Origin of the sequence: Nguyenibacter vanlangensis, assembly GCF_038719015.1 — a bacterium.
Taxonomy (GTDB): Bacteria; Pseudomonadota; Alphaproteobacteria; order Acetobacterales; family Acetobacteraceae; genus Gluconacetobacter; species Gluconacetobacter vanlangensis.
Window position 1 is genome coordinate 1749598 of sequence record NZ_CP152276.1, and the last position, 23914, is coordinate 1773511.

Sequence of the window (23914 nt, forward strand, 5' to 3'; positions counted from 1 at the left end):
TGAAGGAATGGTGTGCCGTCACAACCCGATATGAAAAGACCGCCGCCTCATTTAGCCGCAGATTGGATCAAGGTCTAACGGGCCCTAAGTGTCCGTCCAAGATCATCTTGAATTATTGGAATCATTTGTGATTCCATGTCGGCAGCCCCGATTTGGAGAGGCCGCCCGATGTGGACGATTGAAAATCGCGTCCGGTATGACCGCAGTAAACTCCGCTATCCCAGCGACCTGACTGACGAGGAATGGTCGCTGATCGAGACGATGATCCCCCACGCCAAGCGGGGCGGCAACAAGCGGACCGTGAACGTGCGCGAGGTCATGAACGGTCTGATGTATATTCTGAGCACCGGGTGCCAGTGGCGCGCGATCCCGAAAGATCTGCCGCCACGCAGCACGGTGAACTATTATTTCTGCCGTTGGCAATATGAGGGTACGCTCGAGCGGTTGCACCATGCCCTTTACGTGCTCTGCCGCGAACAGGTGCATCGCGACGCCAGCCCCACAGCAGCCATTATTGACAGCCAGAGCGTCAAAAGTGCCGAAAAAGGGGGGGCGGATCGACCCGTCCGGCTTCGACAGTGGCAAGAAGATCAAGGGCAAGAAGCGGCATATCCTCGTCGATACACAGGGACTTCTGATGGCCGCCATCGTGCATGCGGCTGATATCCAGGACCGCGACGGCGGCGTCATGCTGATGGCAACATTGTTCGGACTGTATCCATTCCTTCTGAAACTCTACGCCGACGCTGGCTATCAGGGGCCGAAGTTCCAGCAAGGACTGGCCCAGGCCTGTCGCACTGTGAACGTCGAGATCGTGCGACGATGCGATGTCCGAAAGTTCGTGGTGCTGCCCAAGCGCTGGATTGTGGAACGCACCATCGCCTGGTTGAACCGCTGCCGACGCCTGAGCAAGGATTGGGAGAGCCTCAACCAGAACACACTCGCTTTCCTTCAATGGGCATCAGTCCGGATGATGCTCAGAAGACTCTGTAATCATAAAGCATGATCTTGGACGGACTCTAAATATTTTCCTGATTACGCACTATTTTCAGCCAGGGATTTATGGTACAAAGCGAGAACATTTGTTGTTTTCGAGAGGCTTGATCGATGGCTCGCAACAAGGTCCAGTTTCAGAAAGGGCTAAGCGAAGCCCAATTTGACGAACTTTACGGAAGCGAAGAGAAGTGCCGAGCGGTGATCTTTGGCTGGCGTTGGCCATCTGGTTTTGAATGCCCGGCCTGCGGCGGGCGTGAGCACAGCGTCATTCAGAGCCGTGGGCAGTATCAATGCAGCGCCTGTCGGAAGCAGACGTCGCTGATCGCCGGAACGATCTTCGCGGCAACCAAGGTGCCGTTACGGACCTGGTTTCGTGCCCTGTACCATCTGACCCAGAGCAAAGGCGGCATCTCCAGCATCGAACTGGGGCGCAGGCTCGGCGTGACGCAGACCACGGCCTGGAAGATCAAGCATAAACTCGCGCAGGTAATGATGGAGCGCGAGGCCGGCAAGCGACTGAAGGGACGGATCGAACTGGACGACGCCTATCTCGGCGGAGAACGCGGCGGCGGCAAGCGCGGGCGAGGATCAGCGGGCAAGACGCCGATCGTGGCCGCTGTTGAAACCACACCGCAAGGCAAGCCAATCCGCCTGAAACTCCGCCGGGTGGCCGGGTTCAGTAGGGCCGAGATCGCAAAGATGGCAAAAAACAGCTTCGACCCCGCCAGCAGCGTGGTCAGTGACGGTCTACGCTGTTTCGCCGCCGTCACCGAAGCAGGGTGCGTCCATCATCCCATCCTGACCGGTTCGGGACCAAAGGCAGGCCGCAACCCTGCTTTCAAATGGGTCAATACCGCTCTCGCCAACATCAAGAATGCCATGACCGGTACTTACCGTGCTATCCGTGACAAGCATGCGCCGCGCTATCTCGCCGAGTTCGTTTATCGCTTCAATCGCCGCTTCGACCTCGCCTCCATGATCCCTCGCCTCGGATACGCCGCCGTCAGAACCCCGCCCATGCCCTATCGCCTGCTCAAATTGGCTGAAATTAGTGCGTAATCAGGAATATTTTTCATCTCATCCATATCGGTGGTTTTGAAAGCATGCTCCACGACCCGAACACCAGCACTCATGTCGCGAGCGTTTCCGGCAGTCATGACGCGTGCCGCCTGGAAAGCCCTTGGCGGTGTAATTCATTTGGCGTGCCCTCAGGGACAGCCTCGTGACGAAGACAGCACAATCGGTCAAAGCACCATCACATTAAACAATCCATGTGGCAGAGACTCTTTTACATTTTTGTTTTTAGAAGCTGTCGCTTCATCAACGGCGCAGTGGCGACGGGTGGGTTTTTCTCTGCTTATGCCATTGCGTATGGCGCTATGTCAGAATGACAATAATTATAGAAGGGACAGCATGAACACCATCGCGACACATGATGGGCCGGCGATTGGCGGCACTCCTCTTCTTGACGCCAGCGATTGCGCGCTGGTTCTGGTCGACGAGCAGGCAGGCCTTGCCTTTGCCACCGGATCGGCCGATCGCCAAGTCCTGCGCAGCAACGCAATCGCGCTTGCCCGTACCGCGACAACCTTCGGTGTGCCGGTGGTCGTCAGCACCTCCGCATCGAAGGTTTATAGCGGCCCGCTGATGCCGCCGCTCCGCGCCGTCCTGCCCGACGTAACACCGATCGAACGACGCAGCATGAATCTGTGGGAGGACGGAGCAGCGAAGGCCGCGGTGATCGCAACAGGTCGCAAGATACTGGTGGTTGCCGGACTATTGACGGAGGCCTGCGTCAGCTTCCCCGTGCTATCAGCCCTTGCCGAAGGCTACAAAGTCCATGTCGTTGCCGATGTCTGCGGTGGCCTCACCGCGGCGAGCCATGACGCTGCCCTTCGGCGAATGGAGCAGGCCGGGGCGGTGATGACGTCTTGGCTTCAACTGCTGCTGGAGTTCCAGCGTGACTGGACACGCCATGAAACCTATGAAGCCGCGCGATCAATCGTTGTCGATCATGGCGGGGGCTATGGCATCGGTCTGGACTATGCCCGTGACATGATCAAGCCCGCATAATTCGATGGTAGGCGATCTCCGCGACATCGAGCACCGTTTTCCTGTCCGTTGGGATCGCGGCAGCCTGTTGCTCGCTTCCCTGCCCTCCACCTGCCATGCCTTTCTTGACGAACTCACCGCCGACGGGTGGAGCGCATGACCTCGCGCGCGCAGTCCGCTGATGCCAGCCCCCTCACGAAAGGTGCGCTTCCTTCCTCGCCCACAGAAAACAAGCGCTTCGTCACGGTCTTCCTGAGCGTGGCACCCGCGATGTTCCTTGGTTCGCTCGACCAGACGATCGTTGCGACTGCATTGCCGGCGATCGCCACATCGCTGCATGGCTTCACGCAGATCGCCTGGATTGTCACCGCCTATCTGCTGGCAGCGACGGTCGCGGCACCGATCTATGGGCGGATCGGCGACGCAGTGGGGCGCAAGCCTGCGCTGCTGGGGGCGTTGGCACTGTTCGTGGCGGGTTCGCTCGGCTGTGGGTTGGCGCCTGACCTCACCACGCTGGAGGTCGCCCGCGCCATACAGGGGCTGGGCGGCGGCGGTCTAATGACCCTGTCGCAGTCGCTGATTGGCGAGGCCGTGAATCCGAAGGATCGCGGCCGCTTTCAGGGCTGGTTCGGCGCGGTATTCGCGCTCGCCAGCACGTTAGGGCCCATCGCTGGAGGCCTCTTGTCCGAACATGTCGGGTGGCGCTGGATTTTCTGGATCAACATACCTCTCGGCCTCGGGGCGGCAGTCGCCGCCTGGCCGTTAGCGGCTGAGAAGGGTCAAGGGCCTTTCACGCTCGACGTGCCCGGTACGTCGGTGTTCGTCGGCGCGACGCTCGCCTTGCTGCTGGTACTGACGCAAGGACCAGGCTGGGGCTGGACTTCGACGACAGTGCTCGCTCTGGGCGGTGCTGGAATCCTCGGCTTCGCTCTGCTGCTACCGATCGAGCGTCGGGTTGCCGCGCCATTGATTTCGCCGGCGCTATTGCAGAACGCGATCGTCTGGCGGGTGACTTTATGCACCACACTGTTTGCCGCGGTGCTCTTCGCGGCGGTGATCCAGGTACCGCTATTGCTGGAACTGGTGCTGGGCCTGAGCCCAAGCATATCCGGTCTCTTGCTGATCCCGCTGACGCTTGCGCAGGTGGTCATCTCGACCTGGACGGGCCTGCGCATCTCGAACACCGGCCTGCCCCGCGGGCCACTGGTCTGCGGGCTGGGACTCGCCGCCGCTGGATTCGCGCTGCTTGCCGCGGCTATCGACGAGGGCGCCTGGATGATCGCCGGTGCCTCGACCCTGTTCGGGCTTGGTCTTGGAACCACGATGCCAGCGGCCCAGACGATGGTGCAATGGGCCGGCGGCAAGGCGCATCTGGGCACCGCGACCGCGACATTGTCCTTCGCGCGTTCGATCGGAGGGGTGATGGGCACGGCGGCGACTTCGGCGATCCTGCTCCTGGCGATGGAGTGGCAGGCACCGGGGGCCGTGGCGCAGGTCCAGGCAGCGCTCGATGTGCCCACCAGCGGCATCGCGGCTGCGGCATTTCCATTAAATGCGATCCGTGAAGCCTTTCGCTGGGTGTTCGGGGCGATGGCGATGATCGCGCTCGCCGCCGCGTTGCTCGCCATCAGCATCCGGGCGATCAACCTCGGCGACCCCGAGCCCGCGGAAGAAGCATGAAGGAAACGGTCATGGCACATCTGCCACCCCCTCCCGTCGTGACACAGGAGGTCCGTATCGTCGATGCGCAAGGGCATACGCGCATCCTGCTGTCGGCCAAGGACGACACACCGACCATCTTACTGATCGGCAGCGATGGTGCGCCACGCGCGATGGTCGCGCTGGATGCAGCCGGCCGACCGGCGGTGACGCTCAGCAACCCTGACCCCACGTGGCCGAGCGCTGCACTGGCAATCGACGACAAAGGCGCGCATGTGAAGTTCGACCGACCGGGCGGCGCGTCGAGTTACCTGTTTCTCAATAATGCCGGCGGGTCGGGCATGGTATTGATCGACGCGGCCGGCAAACGCCGCATCGGCATGACCGTGACGCCGGACGGCAAAACGAAGGTCGAGCGCCTCGGCGACGATGAAAAGCCACTACCCTGAGCGCACGGCCTGCGCTCTCGTTCCAGCCGCCAATCCGCTTCGTCGTCGGGCAAGACGGCTTCAGGCAGCGATCAAATGACTCCGATCGCCGCCTTGACGCGCGCAGGGCTGAGCGGCATCTCGCGCAGGCGAACTCCGACGGCGTCGGCGAGCGCATTTGCCAAAGCGGCCGACGTGGGACCTTGTGCGCATTCCGCGGTCCCGAGAAAGGGCATGCCGACGCTGTCGATCACATGAACCTCGACCGAATGCGGCGCGTCGGCGAAGCGCAGGATGGGGTACATGCTCCAATCAAAGCTCGTCCGCCGGTTGGCATCGAACGTTACGGACTCATGGGTTGTCCAACTCAGTGACTGGATAATGCCGCCTTCGACCTGGTTGCGGATGCCGTCCGTATTGACCGGTTGACCGCTATCCACGGCAGCAACGGCACGCAATACCGCGATGCGGCCAGTCTCGCGCTCGACTTCGATGTCGAGCATGACGGCACAATACGCACCCAGATTCTTGTAGCGGGCAAATCCCATGCCGCGGCCTCGCCGGCCATCGCCCCGGACTCCGTTCACCCAGCCGAACCGCTCGGCCGCCGTCTGCATGACCGCACGCGCGCGCTCGTCCTTCATGTGCGCCAACCGCAGAACCAGGGGATCGACGCCACTGGCTTTCGCCAATTCGTCAAACATGGATTCGATCGAGAAAACATTGAGATGCGCGCCAAGCGAGCGGAGTGCCGAGACGCGGATCGGCATATCCTTCAGGAAATGATAGAGGACATGCATGTTGGGCAGCGTGTAGAGCGGGTTCGCATTGCGATCTCCGTCGCCCTCGGGCATCGGTATAGGTTTGCCCTCCGGCGCGGGGAACGGCGGCACCACCTCGCCGCCGACCAGCACGCCGCCGGCGCCGACCGGCCGGTTGTTATGGGGATTGCTCCAGACATCATAGTTCCAGGCGACAATACGGTTTTGAGCATCGAGCGACGCCTCGACCTCGGTCACCATGGCTGGCCCCAGCGGCTCCCAACCGAACTCCTGCTCGCGCATCCATTGCAACCGAATTGGCCGCCCAGGCACGGCCTTTGCGATCATGGCGGCTTCCGCAGCAACGTCATCGGCGCCATTCTGGCCGTAACACCCGGCCCCTTCGACATGGATCGCATGCACGTTCGCAGGCGGCAGATCAAGAAGCTCGGCCGCGACGCGACGAACGTCGTATGTGCCCTGGCTGTGCGTCCATATGGTCATCCTGCCGTCCCGGAACATCGCGACCGCACAAGACGGACCGATGGATCCGTGGCTAAGCCACGGTCGCGTATAGCGTGCCCTGACGGTGCGAGCGGAAGGCTCGGTCACATCGTGGGTGTCGAGAACGACAATCTCTTCGGGCGGCAAGCTCCTGAGCGTCGTGACGACGTCGCCCTGAGGGATCGGCGGCGCCATCCGGACGAAGCCCGTCTCCTGAAGCCGTCGCAGCGCCGTGATCGCGGTCCATTCGCGGTCGGCGACCACGGCGACGAACGACCCGACCTGCACGATTTTGACCACGCCGGCGAGGCCCTCGACGGCCGCGACATTCAGTGGATCGAGGCGCGTGCCGACACTCGGGCCGCGCACGACACGTGCATGCAACATTCCCGGCACGCGCATATCCTGCACATACGCGGCCCCGCCCGTCAGTTTTGCCGGGATGTCGACACGCGCCAGTGCCGTGCCCATCGTACGAAACAGCTTCGGATCGCGCAGGGGCACATTGGGAAGCGCTTCGACATGCAGCGAGAGCGAGGCTGCAAGCTCGCCATAGCGCGCCGTGCGGCCGGTTGCACTATGCAGTCGACCGTCACCGCTTGTGCCGATGGTGTCCGGCGCCACGTCCCAGGCACGCGCGGCCTCCTGAATCAACAGCATGCGGACATTCGCGGCGGCATTGCGAAGCGCGCTGCCGCTATCCTGCATCGAGTGACTCCCGGCCGTCAGGCCTTCATCGGGCGTTCTCTCCGTGTCGACGGTCACCAGTTCGATCTGCCCAGGCGCCACATCCAGTTCCTCGGCGGCGACCTGCAGCAATGCGGTCCGGATGCCTTGTCCCAGTTCGGCTTTGCCGGTGAAGGCGGTGATATGTCCGTCCGCATCGATGCGGATCCATGCGTCCAGCCATGGCGTGGATTTCAGGCTTCCCGGCAGGTTCGGCGCGACGATGCGGGGGCCGGCACCCCCTTCCCCCCCACCAGCGAGTTGCGCGAACGCACGCGGCGTTATCGCGAAGGAGACGACAAGTGCGCCACCACCGAGGAAAGAGCGGCGCGACAGGGGCGGAGCAGCATTCAAAATGCTCATTCCAATGGCCCCCGACGCGTGGCCGTGGCAGCTTCCGCGCTGTCCGCCGCGCGTCTGACCGCGCGCAGGATGCGCATATGGGTGCCGCAGCGGCATAAATTGGTCTGCATATGCGCGCGGATCTGCGCATCGGTCGGCGAAGGCGTGCGATCGAGCAATGCCTGGGCGCGCATGATCATTCCGGCGATGCAATACCCGCACTGTGCGGCCTGTTCAGCCTCGAAGGCCCGCTGCACTGGACCGGGATTGTCGATCGATCCCAACCCTTCGACCGTCCGGACCCGCCTTCCGTCCAACGCGGCAATGGGCATCAGGCATGAAAATACGGCCCTGCCGTCGACCTGCACAGTGCAGGCGCCGCACTGTCCCAGGCCGCATCCATATTTCGCGCCATTCAGCTGCAGATCGTCGCGAAGCACATACAACAACGGCGTAGATGGATCGACATCGAGAGCGTGGTCGACGCCATTGATATTCACTGTCAGGATCATTGCTCCGCCCCCGCTCCGCGCGCCGCCATGACGGCCGCTTCAAGTTGGGTCCATGGTGTGCGCGTGCTATATCTGGCGCGCAGATAAGCCGCGATTTCCACGATCTGACCGTCGTTCAGATCGCTCGAGAAGGCCGGCATATAGGGGCCGCGCGTGTCCGAGAGAGGGTGTATCCCCTGAAGAATCGCCTGCAGCATATTGCGTGGATCGTCTTCCTGGATTGCGCTGACCAACGACAGGGACGGGCGGCCTTGCGATACCATGGGGGCTCCCTCCCCGTGACAACCGCCGCATGCGCCGGCAAACAACGCGGCGCCGGACGGATGCGCGTCTTCTGCCTTCCTTTTCATATCCACGGGCCCAGCCCCCCCGTCATCGTCGTGGCCATGCCGCATCAATGACGCGACATAGACAGCAATGGCTCTGACATCGGCATCGGGAGCGGAGGAGAGATCGTAACTGACCGGTCCCATCGGACCTGCGGCGGCGCTGTGTCCGGCATCGATGCCAGTACGGAGATATGTGTAGAGGGATTGAACGGTCCAGCGATGCGGAGATCGGTTTGAAGGATCGAGCGCCGGGGCGTTCCACCCTTCCGCGACGCCGCCTGCGAAGGCGCGGTGCCGTTCCTCTCCGCCGGCCAGGTTGCGGGGCGTATGGCATCCCCCGCAATGGCCGAGCCCTTCAACGAGATAGGCGCCTCGATTCCATTCGGCACTTTCGCCCCGTTTGGCGACGAATGGACCCCGATGCAGAAAAAGCAGATTCCATCCCGCAAGAAGCGGACGAAAACCGAGCGGAAAAACCAGCTCGTTGTGAGGAGCCGGTGCCCGTATCGCCCTTCGCGTCATCAGGAATGCATAGAGCGCCATGAGGTCGTCATCAGTCACATGCGTGAAATGTTCATAAGGCAGCGCCGGATAAAGGTGGCTGCCGTCGCGCGATATGCCCTCGCGCATTGCCCGCCGAAACGCCGCGAACGACCATGAGCCGATGCCGGTTGCCTGGTCCGGTGTTATGTTCGTCGCGTAAAGCGTCCCGAACGGCGTGGCCAGCGGTCTGCCGCCCACATAGGGCACACCGCGTTCGGCCGTGTGGCACACGACGCAGTCTCCGATCATCGCGAGCGTGGCGCCGCGCTCTATCAGAGGCACGGGAAAAGCGCGCGGATCGGGTGGGACCGCCGTCGCGATCGGCGGCTTATAGACCAGCCCGATTGCCACGTCCGACATGACCACCCCAATGCCCAACGCCACGATCAAGCCGGCTTTCAAGGTTACGGGCATGCTCTGTTCGCCGCTTTCTTTGCCATGGAGTGCGCCGGTAAGCCGGATTGACCGTCATGGACCATATCGGTGGTCACACTGCCGCCTTGGCGCCGTCGTCATGCGGAAGAAACGGGTAATCGGTATAGCCGACCGCCGAACCGCCGTACAATCCGACATGACGGAGGTCATTATAAGGGCCACCCTGACGCATCCGCTCCGGCAAATCGGGGTTCGCGATGAAAAGACGGCCGAACGCGACGGCATCCGTACTTCCCTCTGCAACCAACGCCGCCGCGTGTTCCGGGGAGAGTCCCGCATTGACGATGAGGGGCCCTGTGTAGCGGGGCTTGAAAAGAGCCAGGAGCCGCGCGAGATCGGGAGCGCCGGTCCATGCATTCGTGTCGGCAAGATGCACATACGCAAGGCCGGCGCCATTCAGCCACGTTGCCAGGGACGCATAGGTCTCGTCGGGGTCCGGGTCGGCGACATTATTGTAATCTGCATAGGGTGACAGCCGAATGCCGACGCGTGTCAGGGGAACGACCTGCCCGACGGCTGCCAGGATTTCACGCAGAAACCTCGCTCGGCCAGTTGCGTCACCACCATATGCGTCGGTTCGCCGATTGGTGCCGGGAGACAGGAACTGATGGGGCAAATACCCATTCCCCGCGTGAATTTCGACACCATCGAAGCCGGCGTCGCGCGCATTCGCCGCAGCGATGCGATACTCGTCGATAGCGTGCGTGATGTCGGCATGCGTCATCGCGCGAGAATGCGTCGCGTTGATCCGAACATACGCACCGTTTTGCAGAAGCCCCCAAACCTGCAACTCGCCGAGATCATGGTTGACCCCCGATGGGGAAAGCGGCTCCCGCCCAGCCAGAATTCCACGAGCCCCCGCCCTGCCGGCATGCCAAAGCTGGGCAACCATGCAGCCGCCCCCGGCTTTGGCGCTCGATACAATCGCCTGCCAGGCGGCACTCTGTTCTGGCGTCCATAATCCCGGCGCGCGCTCGAATGCCGCCGAGAGTGGCCCGACGTTGATGGCCTCGGTAATTATGAGACCCGCTCCCGCACGTTGCCGGTAATATTCGGCGGCGGAAGCGTTCGGAATACCATCGTCCGCCGCCCGGGCTCGGGTCATGGGTGCCATGACAATGCGGTTGCTGAGATGAAGATCCCCAAGGCGAACGGGGGAGAAAAGCTCTGACATGACGGTTCCTTATGCTTGCAAAAAGGTCAGAAGGTCGGCGTTAAGCTGATCCTTGTACGTCAACACGAACACGTGCGGTGCGTCGAATACCCTCGAACACGGCCTTCTCGGGACCGACCGGATGGTCCGACGTCTTCATAAAATGGCGTCACAGCCCCAAGCAGGAGCAGGCTCGATCGATCAAAACCACGCCGGTCGAACGCGATGCCCCAAAGCCCCGTTCGGCCAGGAACAGCATCTGGGCGTCCCACATATCCGCGCTCAGCGGCCACCCGTGGCTGAAGAGGACGGGCTGACCCGTGCCCCAGTTCTTGTAATAAAGCCCGGTCCCGCCGCAGGTCGTGAGGGTCGCCATGATGTCGGTTCCTGTTCTGGATCCGTGTTGTGGTTGCGCGTATCGTGCTCAGGCGATAGCAAGACCCGAGTCACGATGCGGCAGTCGCAGCACAAAGCGGCCGGGTCCAGCGGCGACGAGAGCGAGCAGCCCCCCGGCAATGCTGATATTCTTGTAGAAATGGATCGTCATATCGTAGCGAAGCGCGCCGTCCATGGTCCAGAAATGATGTCCGATAAAGGCCGTCATGACCGCATAGATGGCGAGGATGCCGGCGAGCGGTGTCACCAGAAAGCCGGTGACGAGAGCCGCGCCGATGCCCAGTTCCATCACGATCGCGACAATTGCGGCGACCGCCGGAAGCGGGGCGTGCGTCTGGGCCATGTAGACAACCGTGCCGGAATAATCGACCAGCTTGCCCCAGCCCATGACAAGGAACAGCATGGCCAGCGCAAGGCGGGCGATCAGCAGGAGCGTGTCGCGCGAAAATAGCTTGATCATATTATAGCATCCTTCTGCTTTCATTGTAGCCTTCCGTGCTTCTTCCCGATCTGGCCATCACCTTCGCGAAATGGCCGACCTTCCGGTCCACGATCTCTGGCGGTACGCCCCACATTGCGGCGGCTCCAGCAGTCGGTGGTCCCGCATCGGCAACGGAGCTCGGAGACCGGCGCTTTCGCTGTTCTGGTTGTCCGGCTACGGAGCACCGGCAGTCGTCGTCAATGCGGATAGCGCAGGCTTTGCAGGTATCGATATTCCTCTGGGCTGCGATGAGTGCCCCGTGCTGGCAGGGGTGATTCGGAACATTTCGTATAAGTAAGATGTTTACGCGACCGGCCGCGCGGTTTCTGCCTATACCGTGGTATATGGATGATCCCGTGGCGAAGAATCCGCGCTTCAATCGAGCACGATCGCCGGACCTACCACCCGAAACGCAATTCAGTACCGAGATAGCGGCTGTCATGGCCACCGGCCTGTCGGATCGTATCACCAGCCGCGTAGTCGACGGCCTCGATCGCACCGGCAAGATTGGCTGTAAACGTATAGTCCAACCGAACCTGCCCGTATAAACCACTCCACAGATGCCCTCGCCCACGCGTGTTTGGAACGGGGATATTCGGCACCGTGTAGATCGCATCGGCTGTCGTCATGCGCCATTGCAGGCCGACGGCGGCCATGACCGCCAGCCGTGGTGCTGGACGTACCAACACGATAGGTTTGACGTGGAAAATATTCACATAGGTGTTGTAGCTGCCAAGGTTGAAGTAATATTCATTCGGAAACAGCGGATTGAATGTCCCAACCGTACGGTCCCCGGCCTTCGTATCTCCGGACGCACCATCGATCTGCATGCCGAACCATGGTTTCCAGTGAAGCGTGTCGATCGTATACCCGGTCCGGCTTCCGAAGGCCCATGCACGTACCCTCTTGCCGCCCATCGTTCCAAACTGCCCCATTGCCTCCAGGTCCCAATCGAACGCGTGCCAATGGCCGGCGCTGCGGACATCGAAGACATGCCGGTTTTCGCGTCCCGACGCATCCAGGTCGTGGACGCCATCCTGCTGAAGCAACGCGTAATAGGCAGAAATGGAATTCGTACCGCCCACATGACGTTCGACGCGCAAAGTGCTGAATCGTTGATGCGGGGTGGAATAATCGTCGAAATACCGGACGTCCCTGTATTGCGTGGGTTGGCTGACAAAGCCGAGAATACGCCAGGGCTTTAGCTCCCAGTCAGCCCAGACGGCGTCATAGGCCTGCCGCACGTTCGGTCCATCCCGGACGGAAACGAATCGCTGGAGATCGAACGCGAACTCCTGCCGTCCCACCCGGGCCTTGAAGGTACCGCCTGCAACCTTGCCAGTATATTCGAGAAACAGAAGGCGCAGATCGATCTGGTTCTGATCGACGGGAGTCAGCATTGTCTTGCCGACGGCCCGTGCGTCCTCGAACTGGACAAAGCCGCGCCAGTGCCTGTCCAGGTGCAAGTCGGCGTGAATCTGCACGCGATCCAGTAAATATGTGTCGGACTTCGCGGGCCCCGTGCCGAACGCGGGCGCGTCGTTGGTCTCGAGCCGCTCTCGGACCGTCAGGCCCAGGGACAGATAGGGGAACGGATCGGATCGGGAGAACGGAATGTATTTCAAGCCGTCGAGCGGCGCGGTACGCAATGCGGGATCGGCCAGCGCCGACCAGTCCTCGGTCCATCGTGTCAGGCCGAGGGGGGACGGACGCGTCGGGACGGGCGTGGTGGCCACGGCGGGCGGGGCGGCGTCCGAAGATGCGGCGTCGCGTGTGATAATACCCGTCGTCTGCATTTCCGGATCGTCCGCCCACGCGGCAACGGACCATGGCAACGCCGTCAGTGCCAACACGCAAAGGCGAGGCAAAGCGTGCCTTTGGAAACAGTGAAAATGGATCGTCACGTCAGGGCTGAGTGGCATGAATTTCGGCGATGTAGCCGCCCGGGAACAATACGAGTGCTGAACTGCGATCGGCCGATGTAAAAGGCTGTACGAGGATTTCCGCGCCGTTCGCTCGCGCCTTGTCGAGCGTACCACCAAGGTCGGCGACTTCGTAGCCAGTGGTCTCCCGACCGTAAGGATAGGGCAGATGTCCGTCCGTTACTAGGACGAGGATGCGCCCGAATTTTGACTGCAGGCGAATGCGCCGAAAGGTGCCACCGGGACGTCCGATTTCGACACCGGGCGCCGCGCGATCGTCCGATGTAACGGTCCCGTGGGAGAACCGGGTGAAGCTCCGCACGAAAGCGTCTGCACGATCGGGGGATATATAGACGCGATTTTCGGGAGTCGTCTTCAGTTCCGGATAATGAGGCGCAGCCGTGTGCCAGTAGAGTTGCATGGTGACATCGCCCGGCCAGCGTACGAGCGCGTCCCGACCGATCGGATCGGGGAATGTCTCCACATAGACCTCGGCACCATCCGCACGCGCCGCCTTCACTGCTTCATCGAGGTCCGTGACGAAATAGCCATCCCTCTCGGAGCCGAATGGAAAAGGCACCGGCGTACGGAAGCCGAATACCGAAAGCGTGCCGACCGGCGTCAGCAGCAGCTGCGAACTTGTCGTGCTGGGCGTCGGCGTGACCGTGACCACGACCTGCTTGGTGCTGGACCCGCCGAATGTCCCCAGGAAGCTGCTGACGAACCGATCGACATCCGACGCCGCGACATACACATGGGTGGTGTCGTATTGCGGACCGACGGCCAGGTCGGGCTGGGACACGCGGGCCTGCGCCACGCTGGCCAGGGCGAAACCGGTCGCCAGGGTAACGCCCAGGAAGAGACGACGCATCATTGAATTTTCCATGGCAAGAATGGACGGGAGAAGCCGGAGCTTGATCGGAGCGCAATCAGGAGAAAGCCTCCGATCAAGCCCCAATGTTCGAAGAAGGCATTGGCGGAGAGCGTACGGACTGCCTCGTCCGGCAGACGCCAGAACGCGTTCGCCAGCATATTCGCGACGACGGTGAACCCTGCGAGCAGGAGCGCGCCGCACCATCGCCAACAGCCGGACAGGATCAACGCAGAGCCGAGAAGCTCGACGATGATGGTGGCGATCGTGGCCAGGAGCGGAAAGGGCACACCAAGGTGCCGCGTCTCGACGACGGCACCCGGGAAATCAAGAATCTTGTCGACACCCCCCAGGATATATGCCGAACAGAGCGCTAGGTATCCGAACCATGCCAAGGCGAGGCACAGTTTCCGGTGTTCGTCATGTGATGAAGCTGACATCATCTCTAGAACGCCCAGCAAGAGCAGCCGAGCGCGCCCCAGAAGGACTTATCGTTACCCACCGGACCCTGGCTGTTCCAGGCGCGGGCGTGGTCGTGGGCGTGAATCCCGCAGGCGCTGTCGCAGCACCGCGTCAGACTAGCGACTGACCCGGCATCCGCGTCCGTAGCCTGGAAGCGGGACTGATACCCTCCGAACGTGCGTACGGGCGACCAGTCGGGCATGGCCGGCGGCAGCGGCGGGGCCAGGGACGAAAACACGTCGCTGCCATGAACAACCCTGCCGCCGACCATCGTCATCACCGAGGAAAGATCCTGGATCTCATCGCCCGGCACGTCGAAATAGTCCCGGTCAAGAACGACGAGATCCGCGAGTTGTCCAGGCGCGATCCGGCCTTTCTTGCCCTCCTCGTTGGAGAACCACGTCGTGTTCTCGGTCCACAGGCGCAGGGCGGTCTCGCGATCGAGCGTCTTGTGAGTCGGAGTGAGTTGCAGGCCGCCGAGGGTCTTGCCCGTTACCAGCCAATAGAGTGAGACCCAGGGGTTGTACGACGCTACACGGGTCGCGTCGGTGCCGCCGGAGGTCTTGACGCCCATTTCGAGCATCCTGGCGACCGGGGGCGTCGCTTCCGCTGCCTTGTTTCCGTAGCGTTCGACGAAATACTCGCCCTGAAACGCCATGCGATGCTGAATCGCGACCCCGCCGCCGAGGGCAGCGATTCTCTCCAGCGACCGCTCGCTCACCGTTTCTGCGTGGTCGAAGAACCAATGTAGGCCGGAGAAGGGAATTTCAGCGTTGACCTTTTCGAAAACGTCCAGCGCCCGGACGATCGTCTCATCATATGTCGCATGCATGCGCCAGGGCCAGCGGTTCTGGGCGAGAATGCGGACCACGCCTTCCAGGTCGTCTTCCATCTCCGCCGGCATATCCGGCCTGGCCACGCGGAAATCCTCGAAATCGGCGGCGGAAAAGACGAGCATTTCGCCGGCGCCGTTGAGACGAAAATAATCTGTACCCTGCTGATATGTCGCCGAACTGGTCCAGCGCAGGAAATCCTCCTTTTCCTCTTTCGGCTTCTGGGTAAACAGATTGTAGGCAATACGCACCGTAAGCTGGTCGTCGGCCGCGAGCTTCTCGATGACCTCGTAATCATCCGGGTAATTCTGGAAGCCGCCGCCCGCGTCGATCGCGCCGGTTACGCCAAGCCGGTTGAGGTCCCGCATCAGGTGCCGGGTGGAATTGAGCTGGTAATCGAAGGGAAGCTTCGGCCCCTTGGCCAATGTCGCATACAGGATGCCGGCATTGGGTTTGGCCAGCAGCAGGCCGGTCGGCGTCCCCGACGAGTCACGCTGGATCTCCCCTCCGGGGGGATCTTGGGTATCGCGCGTGTAGCCGACAACCCGCAGGGCGGCCGCGTTCAGCAGGGCACGGTCATAGAGGTGCAGAATGAAGACCGGGGTGTCCGGCGCGACCGCGTTGATCTCATCGAGCGTTGGAAGACGCTTTTCCACGAATTGATGTTCAGTGAAGCCTCCGACGACACGCACCCATTGCGGTGGCGGCGTGATGGCGACCTGGCGCTTAAGCATGCTCATGGCGTCGGCCAGAGATCTTACCCCGTCCCAGCGCAATTCCATATTGAAATTGAGACCGGCCCGGATGATGTGCAGATGATTGTCGATCAAACCGGGGATCAGGCGGCGGCCACCAAGATCGAGCATTCGGGTACTCGGGCCGGCGCTCGGCATGATATCGCGCTCGGCACCGACGGCGCTGAATCGACCCTCGGTAATGGCGATCGCCTCCGGGGCAGGATTGCCCCTGTCGAGGGTGGTAATCTTGCCGTTATACAAGATCAAGTCGGGTGCGGTCATGACGGTCTCTGCCTAATGTAAGCCGCGAGGCTCAGATGGTCGTCCGGTCGCGATCTGCCTCCGGGCGAGGCTTGGCACCGAACTGCAGGGAGCCTGGCTGCATCGATACGGTATCGGGGGCCGATACGCGCGATGCGGCCGCGACGTTCTGGCCCAGCCAGAAATGCTTCGTGACCGGCACGATCTGTTCCCCAATGAGGATGCCCAGAAGCCCGACCAGCGCCACGATCGGTGGCGCTGGCGAGCGGACATTCACGAGGCCGTAGAGAAGCCCCACGATCGTGCCGGCAAGCAAGGATACGAGATAGGGTTTCACGCGGGATCTCCCGACCTGGAACCAATAACGCGACGCGCTCAGCCTTCGTGCGCGCCGAACATCGTCTTGGCGTAAGTCACGCCAAGGCCATAGGCGCCGCCGTACTTCTTGGCCACACCAGTCGTCGCCTCGTATGTGTCCGTCCGGGCCCAGTCGCGTTGCAGTTCGAGCAGATATTGCAGCGAGGTCATGGGACGGCCGCCGGCCTGCACAATGCGTTCGATCGCACGTTCATGCGCCTCTGTCGAAACGTCACCACACGCGTCGGCGATTACATACACCTCGAACCCCTGGTCAATCGCCGAGAGGGCGGGACCGACGATGCACACGGATGTCCAGAGACCGGCCAGGACGATGCGCGTCTTTCCAATGCGGTTGACGTCGGCGATGACTGCGGCGTCCTCCCACGTATTCATCGATGTACGGTCGAACAGCGCCTGGCCGGGAAAGGCCGAAGTAATTTCTTCAAATATCGGTCCCGAAAAGGATTTGGCCGCCACCGTGGTCAGGATGGTCGACACATGGAACTCGGCCGCCGCCGCGGACACCAGCGCGGCATTATTACGCAGCGTGATGGCATCGATCGATTTGGTCGCGAACGACATCTGAGACTGGAAATCGATCATGATCAGGAGATGATCGACGGGGGTTAAAAGCAGTTTTCCGGGGGTAGGCGTCGCCTGGATAGACATGGATTCATCCTTCTGAAGAGATATGAGCGAGAAGCAAGAAGGCTTGGCAACATTGATCCAATCAAAGACGACTTTGCGAACAGCAAGAACTCGCTGCTTCTTCCGTTGTTTTTGATTCAGTGCCTAGCCCTGCTTCATCATTGATATCACACACAGCAATAAAACAACCGAATGGACGACATTCCGAATAATCGTGATTTTCTCGTGTTATTTCGAGAACATGCCCTATTCGTTCGAGGATACTGCATCCCCACCGGATCAATGACAATATTATGCTCTTGGTCTAAAAAACTATACCAAAGGATATATTGCATACGCCGACCTGTGGTACCGGCGTAACGGCGAATGGCCGGATATGGCACTTTTCGACAAAAATCCAGAATATCCGACAAGACGCTGCCTGTAGCGGTGTGGTGTTCAACATAATATGAACAGATCAATTGGGCACTCATGGATGTCCATTCGCGACGCCGTCATTCTGGGAGGATTCAGCCTCTCGATAATCGGAAATGTGTTCGCCGTAACCGTGCGGATCCTGAGGGGGCGACGAAAGCAGCGGGAAGACGCGATACGGCCGACATATGAGACATCGGCATTTGACCACGCGCCAGTCGCATTGGTGGTTCGCGAGCGGCACGGTACGGTCAGAGCCTGGAACCGGGCGGCGGAAAGACTTTACGGATGGCCTCGCGACAAGATCATCGGAATGAATGCCTGTTCCACATTGGAGACGACATTCAGTATGGACCTGGCCGATGTCGTGGCCACGCTCGAGTCGGACGGTCGTTGGGCCGGGCATGTGGAACAAAAGGACATGTCCGGACATAGCATTACGGCGCTGGTGCAATGGGAATCGGTGCGCGGGTCCGGTGGTCGCCCGGATCTGGTCGTCGAAGCCAATATCGATCTGACGGGCGATACGGCGGCCATCTTCGGACGCTTGAGCGAGGAACGCTATCGCACGATCTTCGATACGCTGGCGGTCGGTATCTGGGAACACGATTTCCGGGCGGTGAAGCATGAGCTCAATCGGCTCCATGCCGAAGGCATCGTCGACATTCGGAAATACATTAAAGAAAATAAAGACTTCGTGGCGCGCATGCGCCGGACGGTGACGATATCGAATCCCAACGACGCGGCCCTGAAACTGTTCAATATCGCAAGTCGAACGGATTTCTTCAAAAACCTCAGTGATTTTCTTATAGAAGACGACAGTACATTCGAACATTGCATCTTGGCGATTGATGGAGACGAGACAAAATTCGTCTGTGAATCGGATTTCCGATTAGCCACCGGCGAGAACGTAACGGCAATTGTCGCGTTGAGCTTCCCGTCCGGAGCCGGATACGACCGGGTGACAGGATGTATTCTCGACATCAGGGAACAGCGGAAAATGGAGGCAATGATCGCGGCGACGCGCGCCGAACTGGAACAGGCCCTGCGTGTCGCTAGCCTGGGCGAGCTTTCCGCGACGATCGCCCATGAGGTCAACCAGCCGCTTGCCGCGGTGGTCAATTTCGCGCAGGCAGCTCAATGCTGGATCTGTGCGCCGGTACCGAATCTGTTAGAGGCCGGGGCGGCGCTGACGGACGTCATCGAAGCTGCTCAAAATGCGGCTGCCGTTGTTCGGCGTGTGCATACGTTGTTGGGTAAAGCGAAACCCGAACATGCCCCAATCCCAGTAGATCAAGTGATCAGCACGGCTGTCCTGCTCGCGCAGGGCGATGCCGAAGCACACGGGATTACCATCGTTCAGGAATTGCAGGTGCCGGGAAGCCTCGTTCTGGGGGACCGAATTCTTCTGCAACAGGTCATTGTCAATCTGTTGGGTAACGCAATACAGGCGATCGATGCCTTCGACCCGGCATTCAGGCGGATTACACTTACAATGTCGGCAAATCACGAGCGAGTCGTGCTGACAATGAGCGACACCGGTGGGGGTTTTTCGCCCGACGGTTTCGAAAAAGCATTTCAGACGTTCTATACGACCCGGGCTCAGGGCATGGGATTGGGCCTGTCAATTTGTCGATCAATTATAGAAGCACATAACGGTACAATCGAAATAGCCAACGACGATAAATCCGACGGTGCGGTGATTACAATCGCTCTCCCCAGAGCGTTCGCCACCGGGATCATCTGAAGGAGGAATAGGCGAACGGCGACCTGCATGCTTTCATTGCCATCAACGCGGTGACGCAACCGCGATGCAGGCGCTTTCTTCACGAAAAGCGATCAGGTGCCTTTTTTGATGGATAGCGTCGAAAGAATATCCAGCAAGATGCGGGGACTTAGTGGCTTCTCGACAAAGCATGCCGCACCGGCTGCCGCGGCCTGTTTCATGAGGTTGGGCCGGGGAAACGCGGTAATGAGAATGATCGGAGGGCAGTTCGGCCTGCTTCTTAGCATGCGGACCAGTTGCAGCCCGTTGACGTCGGGCATTTGTACGTCGGAGATGATACAGCTAAGCGACTCGAAGTCAGTGCTGAGACACTCGCGAGCAGACGCGAATGCGCAGGTGGAGAAACCCAGGGACGTGACAAGACTGCCCAGGGCAACGCGGGCGCGCTCGTCGTCGTCCACGATCGCAATCATTGGGGCATGTGCCAATCCACATCCTTACGAGCTGCTATGAGAGCTCGCCGTAACCGGGTTCCGGGTCCTTGAGCATGCGCCCTCTTTCGATTTTCCGATACTCATACGCGCGTATGGTCTGGTCCCGCGCTGGTCTCGATCGTCTGGATGATCCGAATCAGCTCCGCGAAGCTCCTGGCTTTCATCTTACGCATCAGGTTGGCGCGATAGAGTTTCACCGTGATTTCACTCAAACCGAGGTCACTTGCAATCTGCTTGTTCAGACGCCCTGCCCCGACACCTTTGAGTACCTCGCGCTCTCTCGGCGACAGGGCTTCCAGCCGAGCGTGGAGGTCCCTGAGCCGCGTTACGGACTCCCGTCGGCGGCGGTCGGCCGCCAAGGCTTCCGTAACGGCGTCCAACAGCTCCTGATTTCGGAATGGTTTCTCCAGAAAGTCGACCGCACCGCCCTTCATGGCGCGAACGGACATCGGGATATCTCCATGGGCCGTGATGAAGACCACGGGGACACACTCGCCGCGTTGCTCAAGAGCCGCCTTCAGGTCGAAGCCGTTGAGATTCGGAAGTCGGATATCGCATATCAGACAGCGCTCGGCCGCGGGCAGGCTCTGGTCGAGCAGATCGGATGCAGAACCATATTCTATCGACTGAAGACCGGCCGAACGCAGGAGACTCCGGAGCGATTTACGCACCCTGGTATCATCTTCGACAATGATGACAACCGGGGTTTCGGACATTGTGGATGGTGCGGGCACGTGCATCGGAAAGCTCTCCTGGACACAGCCGAGCATTATCGGCATTTGAAACGGATTTATGACTCAGCCGCGGACCATTCAGCAACAACTCCGAGCGGTCGCCTGGGCATCCATGCCCAGGAGGCGTCAGGCCCGATGCCGCCATCGCCAGGCGCCTGGCGAGATACCCTTCTTCCGTGAGAAGACACGTGTCAGATGACTTTGATCGGCAAACCCGGTGGCGACCGCGATGTGGCTGATCGGCTCTTCGCTTGACAATAAAAGGGCTTCGGCACGCGATATTCTTTGATCGAGGAGCCACTGATGCGCGCTAGTACCGGTACTGACCTTGAACGCGCGCGCAAAATGTGCACGCGTGAGCCCACAATGGCTAGCCACCTCGGAAAGGCTGATATTGTCCGCAATATTCTCTGTCATGTAAGCTTCTGCCTTCGCCAGTTGCTGTGTAGAGAGACCTCCTTTGTTCCACCGTAGTGTCGGGGCATGGTCCCCGTAATGCTCCACGAGATGGTTGCAGAGCGCCAGGGTCACATGATCGAGAAACAGGGTATTGACTTCCTGCGGCCGAGCAAGTGCCAGAAGCAGTATGCGTGACAGATGCACGATAGCAGGATCGATGATTCCAGGCGTAAAGGTGATGGTGCTGACCCGCTTCGTGCCGGCTTCATCGGCGATCTCATCGAGGGATTGCCGGGGAATGTAGAATGTCAGGGCCTCATGCGGTGCGGTGACAAGCGCTGAAAACGCATCGATCAAGTTGACGATCCTGATCGAATCCTTCCTGTAGCCCTGTCGATACAGGGGCCGATTCCCGCTCCAGAGTTCATGGTATTCAAGATCCGTCAGGTACATCGCCAGAACGAAGGTATCCTCGACTGGTATTTGCGCGCTCATCCCAAGCTGTTCCACACCAATACTCAGACGGCTGATTGCGATCTGAGTGGTTTTCAGCGACCGCGTGATGAGTTTCTGTTGGGCGGGCAGCCCAAAGGAGCGCGCTATGGCGTCGCCATATTGCCTCTTGTTCCTTTCGACGCCAGCGTACATTTTTTCCTCGATCGTCATTGCAGAGTCCATCCGGACCAGGGAAGTCATGTCATGCTGTCAACGGATGCGATGTGAAGCGACAAGAGCCGAAGAATCTCGTCCAATGGAACGAAATCATGGTTTTTCTGCATAAATCAGGCCACTTACATTCTATACGTTAGTATATATGTTGGCTGATCGGTTTTTGCGATAAAATAAAGTGAAATGCTGGGTTTCCGGCTCGTTGGGCGACGCGCATCCGGCCGGTAGCACTGAAGCCTCTTACTCATTCCAGCACGTGGATTCAGGGAGTCCGACACACTCATATGCCGGCCGTCTTCCAATATGAAAGCCTCCTGGGTCTGGTCGCGGCAGCGGTGCTGCTCGAATTCGTCGCCTGGCGGCTACGATTGCCACCCGCCGCCGCTTTGATCTCGGGCGGGATTGCCCTGGCGCTGATCCCTGGCACGCCGGATCTGAGCATCGATCCCGGTCTTGTGCTGATCGTCTTCTTGCCACCGTTGCTGATGAGCGGCGCCTATTTCACAGTCTGGCGCGAATTCCGCGCCAATCTGTCCAGCATTCTCATGCTGGCGGTTGGTGCCGTGGGTTTTACCACGCTACTGGTCGGTCTGGCCACCAAATGGATGGTGCCCGGACTGCCATGGGCGGTCTGTTTCACGCTGGGGGCGATCGTCTCGCCGCCGGACGCGGTGGCGGCAGATGCCGTGCTGGAACGCGTCAGCCTGCCAAGCCGGATCACAGCCCTGCTGCGCGGAGAGAGCCTCTTGAATGACGCGGCGGGCCTGGTTCTGTTCCGCTTTGCACTTACAGCCGCATTGACCGGAGCATTCAGCCTGGCGGACGCGATCAGCACGTTCTGCGTGCTGTCGATCGGCGGGGTCGTGGTCGGCTACATAATCGGCCAGGGAGGATTGTTCCTGATTCGCCGGTTACGCGACAGCGAACTGGCCATTGTCGCCACGTTCCTCCTGGCCGCGATCGCCTATATCGGCGGCGAGAGCCTGCATGTCTCCGGGGTGATCTCGACAGTCACGGCCGGGCTTCTGGTCGGCTGGCACCAGCACACCGACTTCAGCGCCGCGACCCGAGTGAGGGCCCAAGCCTTCTGGAAAATCACCGTATTCCTGATGGAAGCGGTTCTGTTCATCATGATCGGCCTGTCGCTGAAAGGCGTGCTGGCGCGGATCCACACGGTCGATGACGGGCTTCATACCCTGCTTCTTCCGGCCGCAATCGTCGTCGCAACCGTCATTATAGCGCGCTTTGCTTGGCTGCTGGGCTCTCATGTCCTGCTGCGTACGATACAAATGTTTGGTTTTTTTCGCGCACGCCGCTCCTCGGTCGCTACGGCGGCGCTTATGAGCTGGGCAGGAATGCGTGGGGTCGTAACTTTGGTGGCCGCATTGTCGCTACCGGATTCGCTGCCAGGCCGTGATATGATTCTTGTATCGGCGTTTGCCGTGATTCTTGTCACCGTACTGGTGCAGGGCAGCACTCTCGGACGGGCGATACGCTGCCTGCGACTGAACGGAGCGGAAGACCTGCTGGTCCGGCAGGAGAGCGAGGACATGGCCTGGATACGCATGAGCGACGCGCAGCAGGCCGCGGTCATCGCGATGTCGCAGCAACCTGACGGCACGCAATCACATCCTCGTCTCGTCGAGCAATATACCCATCGGACGCAAATGGCGATCGCGCTCGCCAAGGATCGGAAGCTGCATCGCCACAAGGAAATCGCGCATTTTCAAGTCATCCTGGCCGCGATCGAGGCCGGCCGTATGGCGCTGATCACCTTGCACCGGTCGGGTGACATCCACGACAAGACGCTGAGAAAAATGGAAGAGGAACTCGACATGCAGCAAATCGCCGCCGAGATCCGCATTTCCGAAACCGGATGATTCGCATGGACACGACGATAATGGGAGATATCCTGTCGTCCGTGTATGCGATCGGCCGTGTGGCACGGTGCATGAGACGGGCAGCCGGGGCAGCTTCGCCCAGCGGCTAAGTCTTTCTGGCCATATTATATCTAAAATCGTTATGACGGCATATATGTTAGTATAACTGCATCACGATCCGATATTC

At 60.4% G+C, this 23914-nt stretch carries 22 protein-coding genes; 7 read left to right on the plus strand and 15 right to left on the minus strand.

Annotated features, from left to right (window positions below; translation table 11 throughout):
• Nucleotides 1-168: 168 nt before the first annotated feature.
• The 5 genes from AAC691_RS08035 (at nt 169) to AAC691_RS08055 (ending at nt 5156) form a co-directional block, all read left to right on the plus strand.
• Nucleotides 169-1006 (plus strand): IS5 family transposase gene (locus AAC691_RS08035; protein ID WP_342629640.1). Its coding sequence is split into 2 segments (ribosomal slippage): nt 169-557 and nt 556-1006, totalling 840 coding nucleotides; the frame shifts between segments, so codons are not numbered across the junction.
• A gap of 101 nt (nt 1007-1107) precedes the next feature.
• Nucleotides 1108-2055 (plus strand): IS1595 family transposase, encoded by a 948-nt coding sequence (locus AAC691_RS08040; RefSeq protein WP_342627419.1) that lies wholly within the window; start codon nt 1108-1110, stop codon nt 2053-2055.
• Nucleotides 2056-2409: 354 nt separating this feature from the next.
• A complete protein-coding gene (locus AAC691_RS08045; RefSeq protein ID WP_176638390.1) occupies nt 2410-3069 on the plus strand; it encodes a hydrolase in 660 nt (219 codons plus the stop codon).
• Between the two features lie 135 nt (nt 3070-3204).
• Nucleotides 3205-4728: an MFS transporter gene (locus AAC691_RS08050; RefSeq protein ID WP_342629641.1), complete on the plus strand. Its 1524-nt coding sequence runs from the start codon at nt 3205-3207 to the stop codon at nt 4726-4728.
• Entirely contained in the window at nt 4725-5156 is a 432-nt protein-coding gene (locus tag AAC691_RS08055) for a hypothetical protein (RefSeq protein ID WP_342629642.1), read from the plus strand. Before AAC691_RS08050 ends, AAC691_RS08055 begins: the two co-directional genes overlap by 4 nt.
• Before the next feature lie 71 nt (nt 5157-5227).
• On the opposite strand, the gene AAC691_RS08060 is transcribed toward AAC691_RS08055, so the two are convergent.
• From AAC691_RS08060 to AAC691_RS08115, 12 genes are all read right to left on the minus strand, one after another.
• On the minus strand, nt 5228-7489 hold the full coding sequence (locus AAC691_RS08060; RefSeq protein WP_342629643.1) for a molybdopterin cofactor-binding domain-containing protein: 2262 nt from the start codon (nt 7487-7489) through the stop codon (nt 5228-5230).
• On the minus strand, nt 7486-7980 hold the full coding sequence (locus tag AAC691_RS08065; RefSeq protein WP_323992112.1) for a (2Fe-2S)-binding protein: 495 nt from the start codon (nt 7978-7980) through the stop codon (nt 7486-7488). Before AAC691_RS08065 ends, AAC691_RS08060 begins: the two co-directional genes overlap by 4 nt.
• Entirely contained in the window at nt 7977-9266 is a 1290-nt protein-coding gene (locus AAC691_RS08070; protein ID WP_342629644.1) for a c-type cytochrome, read from the minus strand. Before AAC691_RS08070 ends, AAC691_RS08065 begins: the two co-directional genes overlap by 4 nt.
• A gap of 73 nt (nt 9267-9339) precedes the next feature.
• The gene (locus tag AAC691_RS08075; protein WP_323992116.1) at nt 9340-10461 is read right to left on the minus strand and encodes an alkene reductase; all 1122 of its coding nucleotides are present in this window, start codon (nt 10459-10461) and stop codon (nt 9340-9342) included.
• Between the two features lie 148 nt (nt 10462-10609).
• Nucleotides 10610-10816 (minus strand): alpha/beta hydrolase, encoded by a 207-nt coding sequence (locus AAC691_RS08080; protein ID WP_342629645.1) that lies wholly within the window; start codon nt 10814-10816, stop codon nt 10610-10612.
• Between the two features lie 48 nt (nt 10817-10864).
• A complete protein-coding gene (locus AAC691_RS08085) occupies nt 10865-11296 on the minus strand; it encodes a DoxX family protein (RefSeq protein ID WP_342629646.1) in 432 nt (143 codons plus the stop codon).
• A gap of 419 nt (nt 11297-11715) precedes the next feature.
• On the minus strand, nt 11716-13221 hold the full coding sequence (locus AAC691_RS08090) for an alginate export family protein (protein WP_342629647.1): 1506 nt from the start codon (nt 13219-13221) through the stop codon (nt 11716-11718).
• Nucleotide 13222: 1 nt separating this feature from the next.
• A complete protein-coding gene (locus AAC691_RS08095) occupies nt 13223-14113 on the minus strand; it encodes a glyoxalase (protein WP_176638398.1) in 891 nt (296 codons plus the stop codon).
• A complete protein-coding gene (locus AAC691_RS08100) occupies nt 14110-14553 on the minus strand; it encodes a DoxX family protein (RefSeq protein ID WP_342629648.1) in 444 nt (147 codons plus the stop codon). The genes AAC691_RS08095 and AAC691_RS08100 overlap by 4 nt, the downstream gene beginning before the upstream one ends.
• A 2-nt stretch (nt 14554-14555) precedes the next feature.
• Complete coding sequence (locus AAC691_RS08105) at nt 14556-16424, minus strand: amidohydrolase (RefSeq protein WP_342629649.1); 1869 nt, start codon at nt 16422-16424, stop codon at nt 14556-14558.
• 31 nt (nt 16425-16455) lie between these two features.
• A complete protein-coding gene (locus tag AAC691_RS08110) occupies nt 16456-16740 on the minus strand; it encodes a DUF1427 family protein (protein WP_342629650.1) in 285 nt (94 codons plus the stop codon).
• Nucleotides 16741-16778: 38 nt separating this feature from the next.
• Nucleotides 16779-17432 carry a hydrolase gene (locus tag AAC691_RS08115; protein WP_342629651.1) on the minus strand — a complete coding sequence of 218 codons (654 nt, stop codon included), beginning with the start codon at nt 17430-17432 and terminating at the stop codon, nt 16779-16781.
• Between the two features lie 454 nt (nt 17433-17886).
• On the opposite strand from AAC691_RS08115, the gene AAC691_RS08120 reads away from it, so the two are divergent.
• Nucleotides 17887-19572, plus strand: a complete 1686-nt coding sequence (locus AAC691_RS08120; protein WP_342629652.1) for an ATP-binding protein — start codon at nt 17887-17889, stop codon at nt 19570-19572.
• A gap of 92 nt (nt 19573-19664) precedes the next feature.
• On the opposite strand, the gene AAC691_RS08125 is transcribed toward AAC691_RS08120, so the two are convergent.
• The 3 genes from AAC691_RS08125 to AAC691_RS08135 form a co-directional block, all read right to left on the minus strand.
• On the minus strand, nt 19665-20012 hold the full coding sequence (locus tag AAC691_RS08125; RefSeq protein WP_342629653.1) for a response regulator: 348 nt from the start codon (nt 20010-20012) through the stop codon (nt 19665-19667).
• Between the two features lie 113 nt (nt 20013-20125).
• Nucleotides 20126-20785 carry a response regulator gene (locus tag AAC691_RS08130; protein ID WP_342629654.1) on the minus strand — a complete coding sequence of 220 codons (660 nt, stop codon included), beginning with the start codon at nt 20783-20785 and terminating at the stop codon, nt 20126-20128.
• 120 nt (nt 20786-20905) lie between these two features.
• Nucleotides 20906-21844 (minus strand): AraC family transcriptional regulator, encoded by a 939-nt coding sequence (locus tag AAC691_RS08135; RefSeq protein ID WP_323992135.1) that lies wholly within the window; start codon nt 21842-21844, stop codon nt 20906-20908.
• Nucleotides 21845-22131: 287 nt separating this feature from the next.
• Between AAC691_RS08135 and AAC691_RS08140 the strand changes: the two genes are divergently transcribed.
• Nucleotides 22132-23727 carry a Na+/H+ antiporter gene (locus tag AAC691_RS08140; RefSeq protein ID WP_342629655.1) on the plus strand — a complete coding sequence of 532 codons (1596 nt, stop codon included), beginning with the start codon at nt 22132-22134 and terminating at the stop codon, nt 23725-23727.
• Nucleotides 23728-23914: the final 187 nt, after the last annotated feature.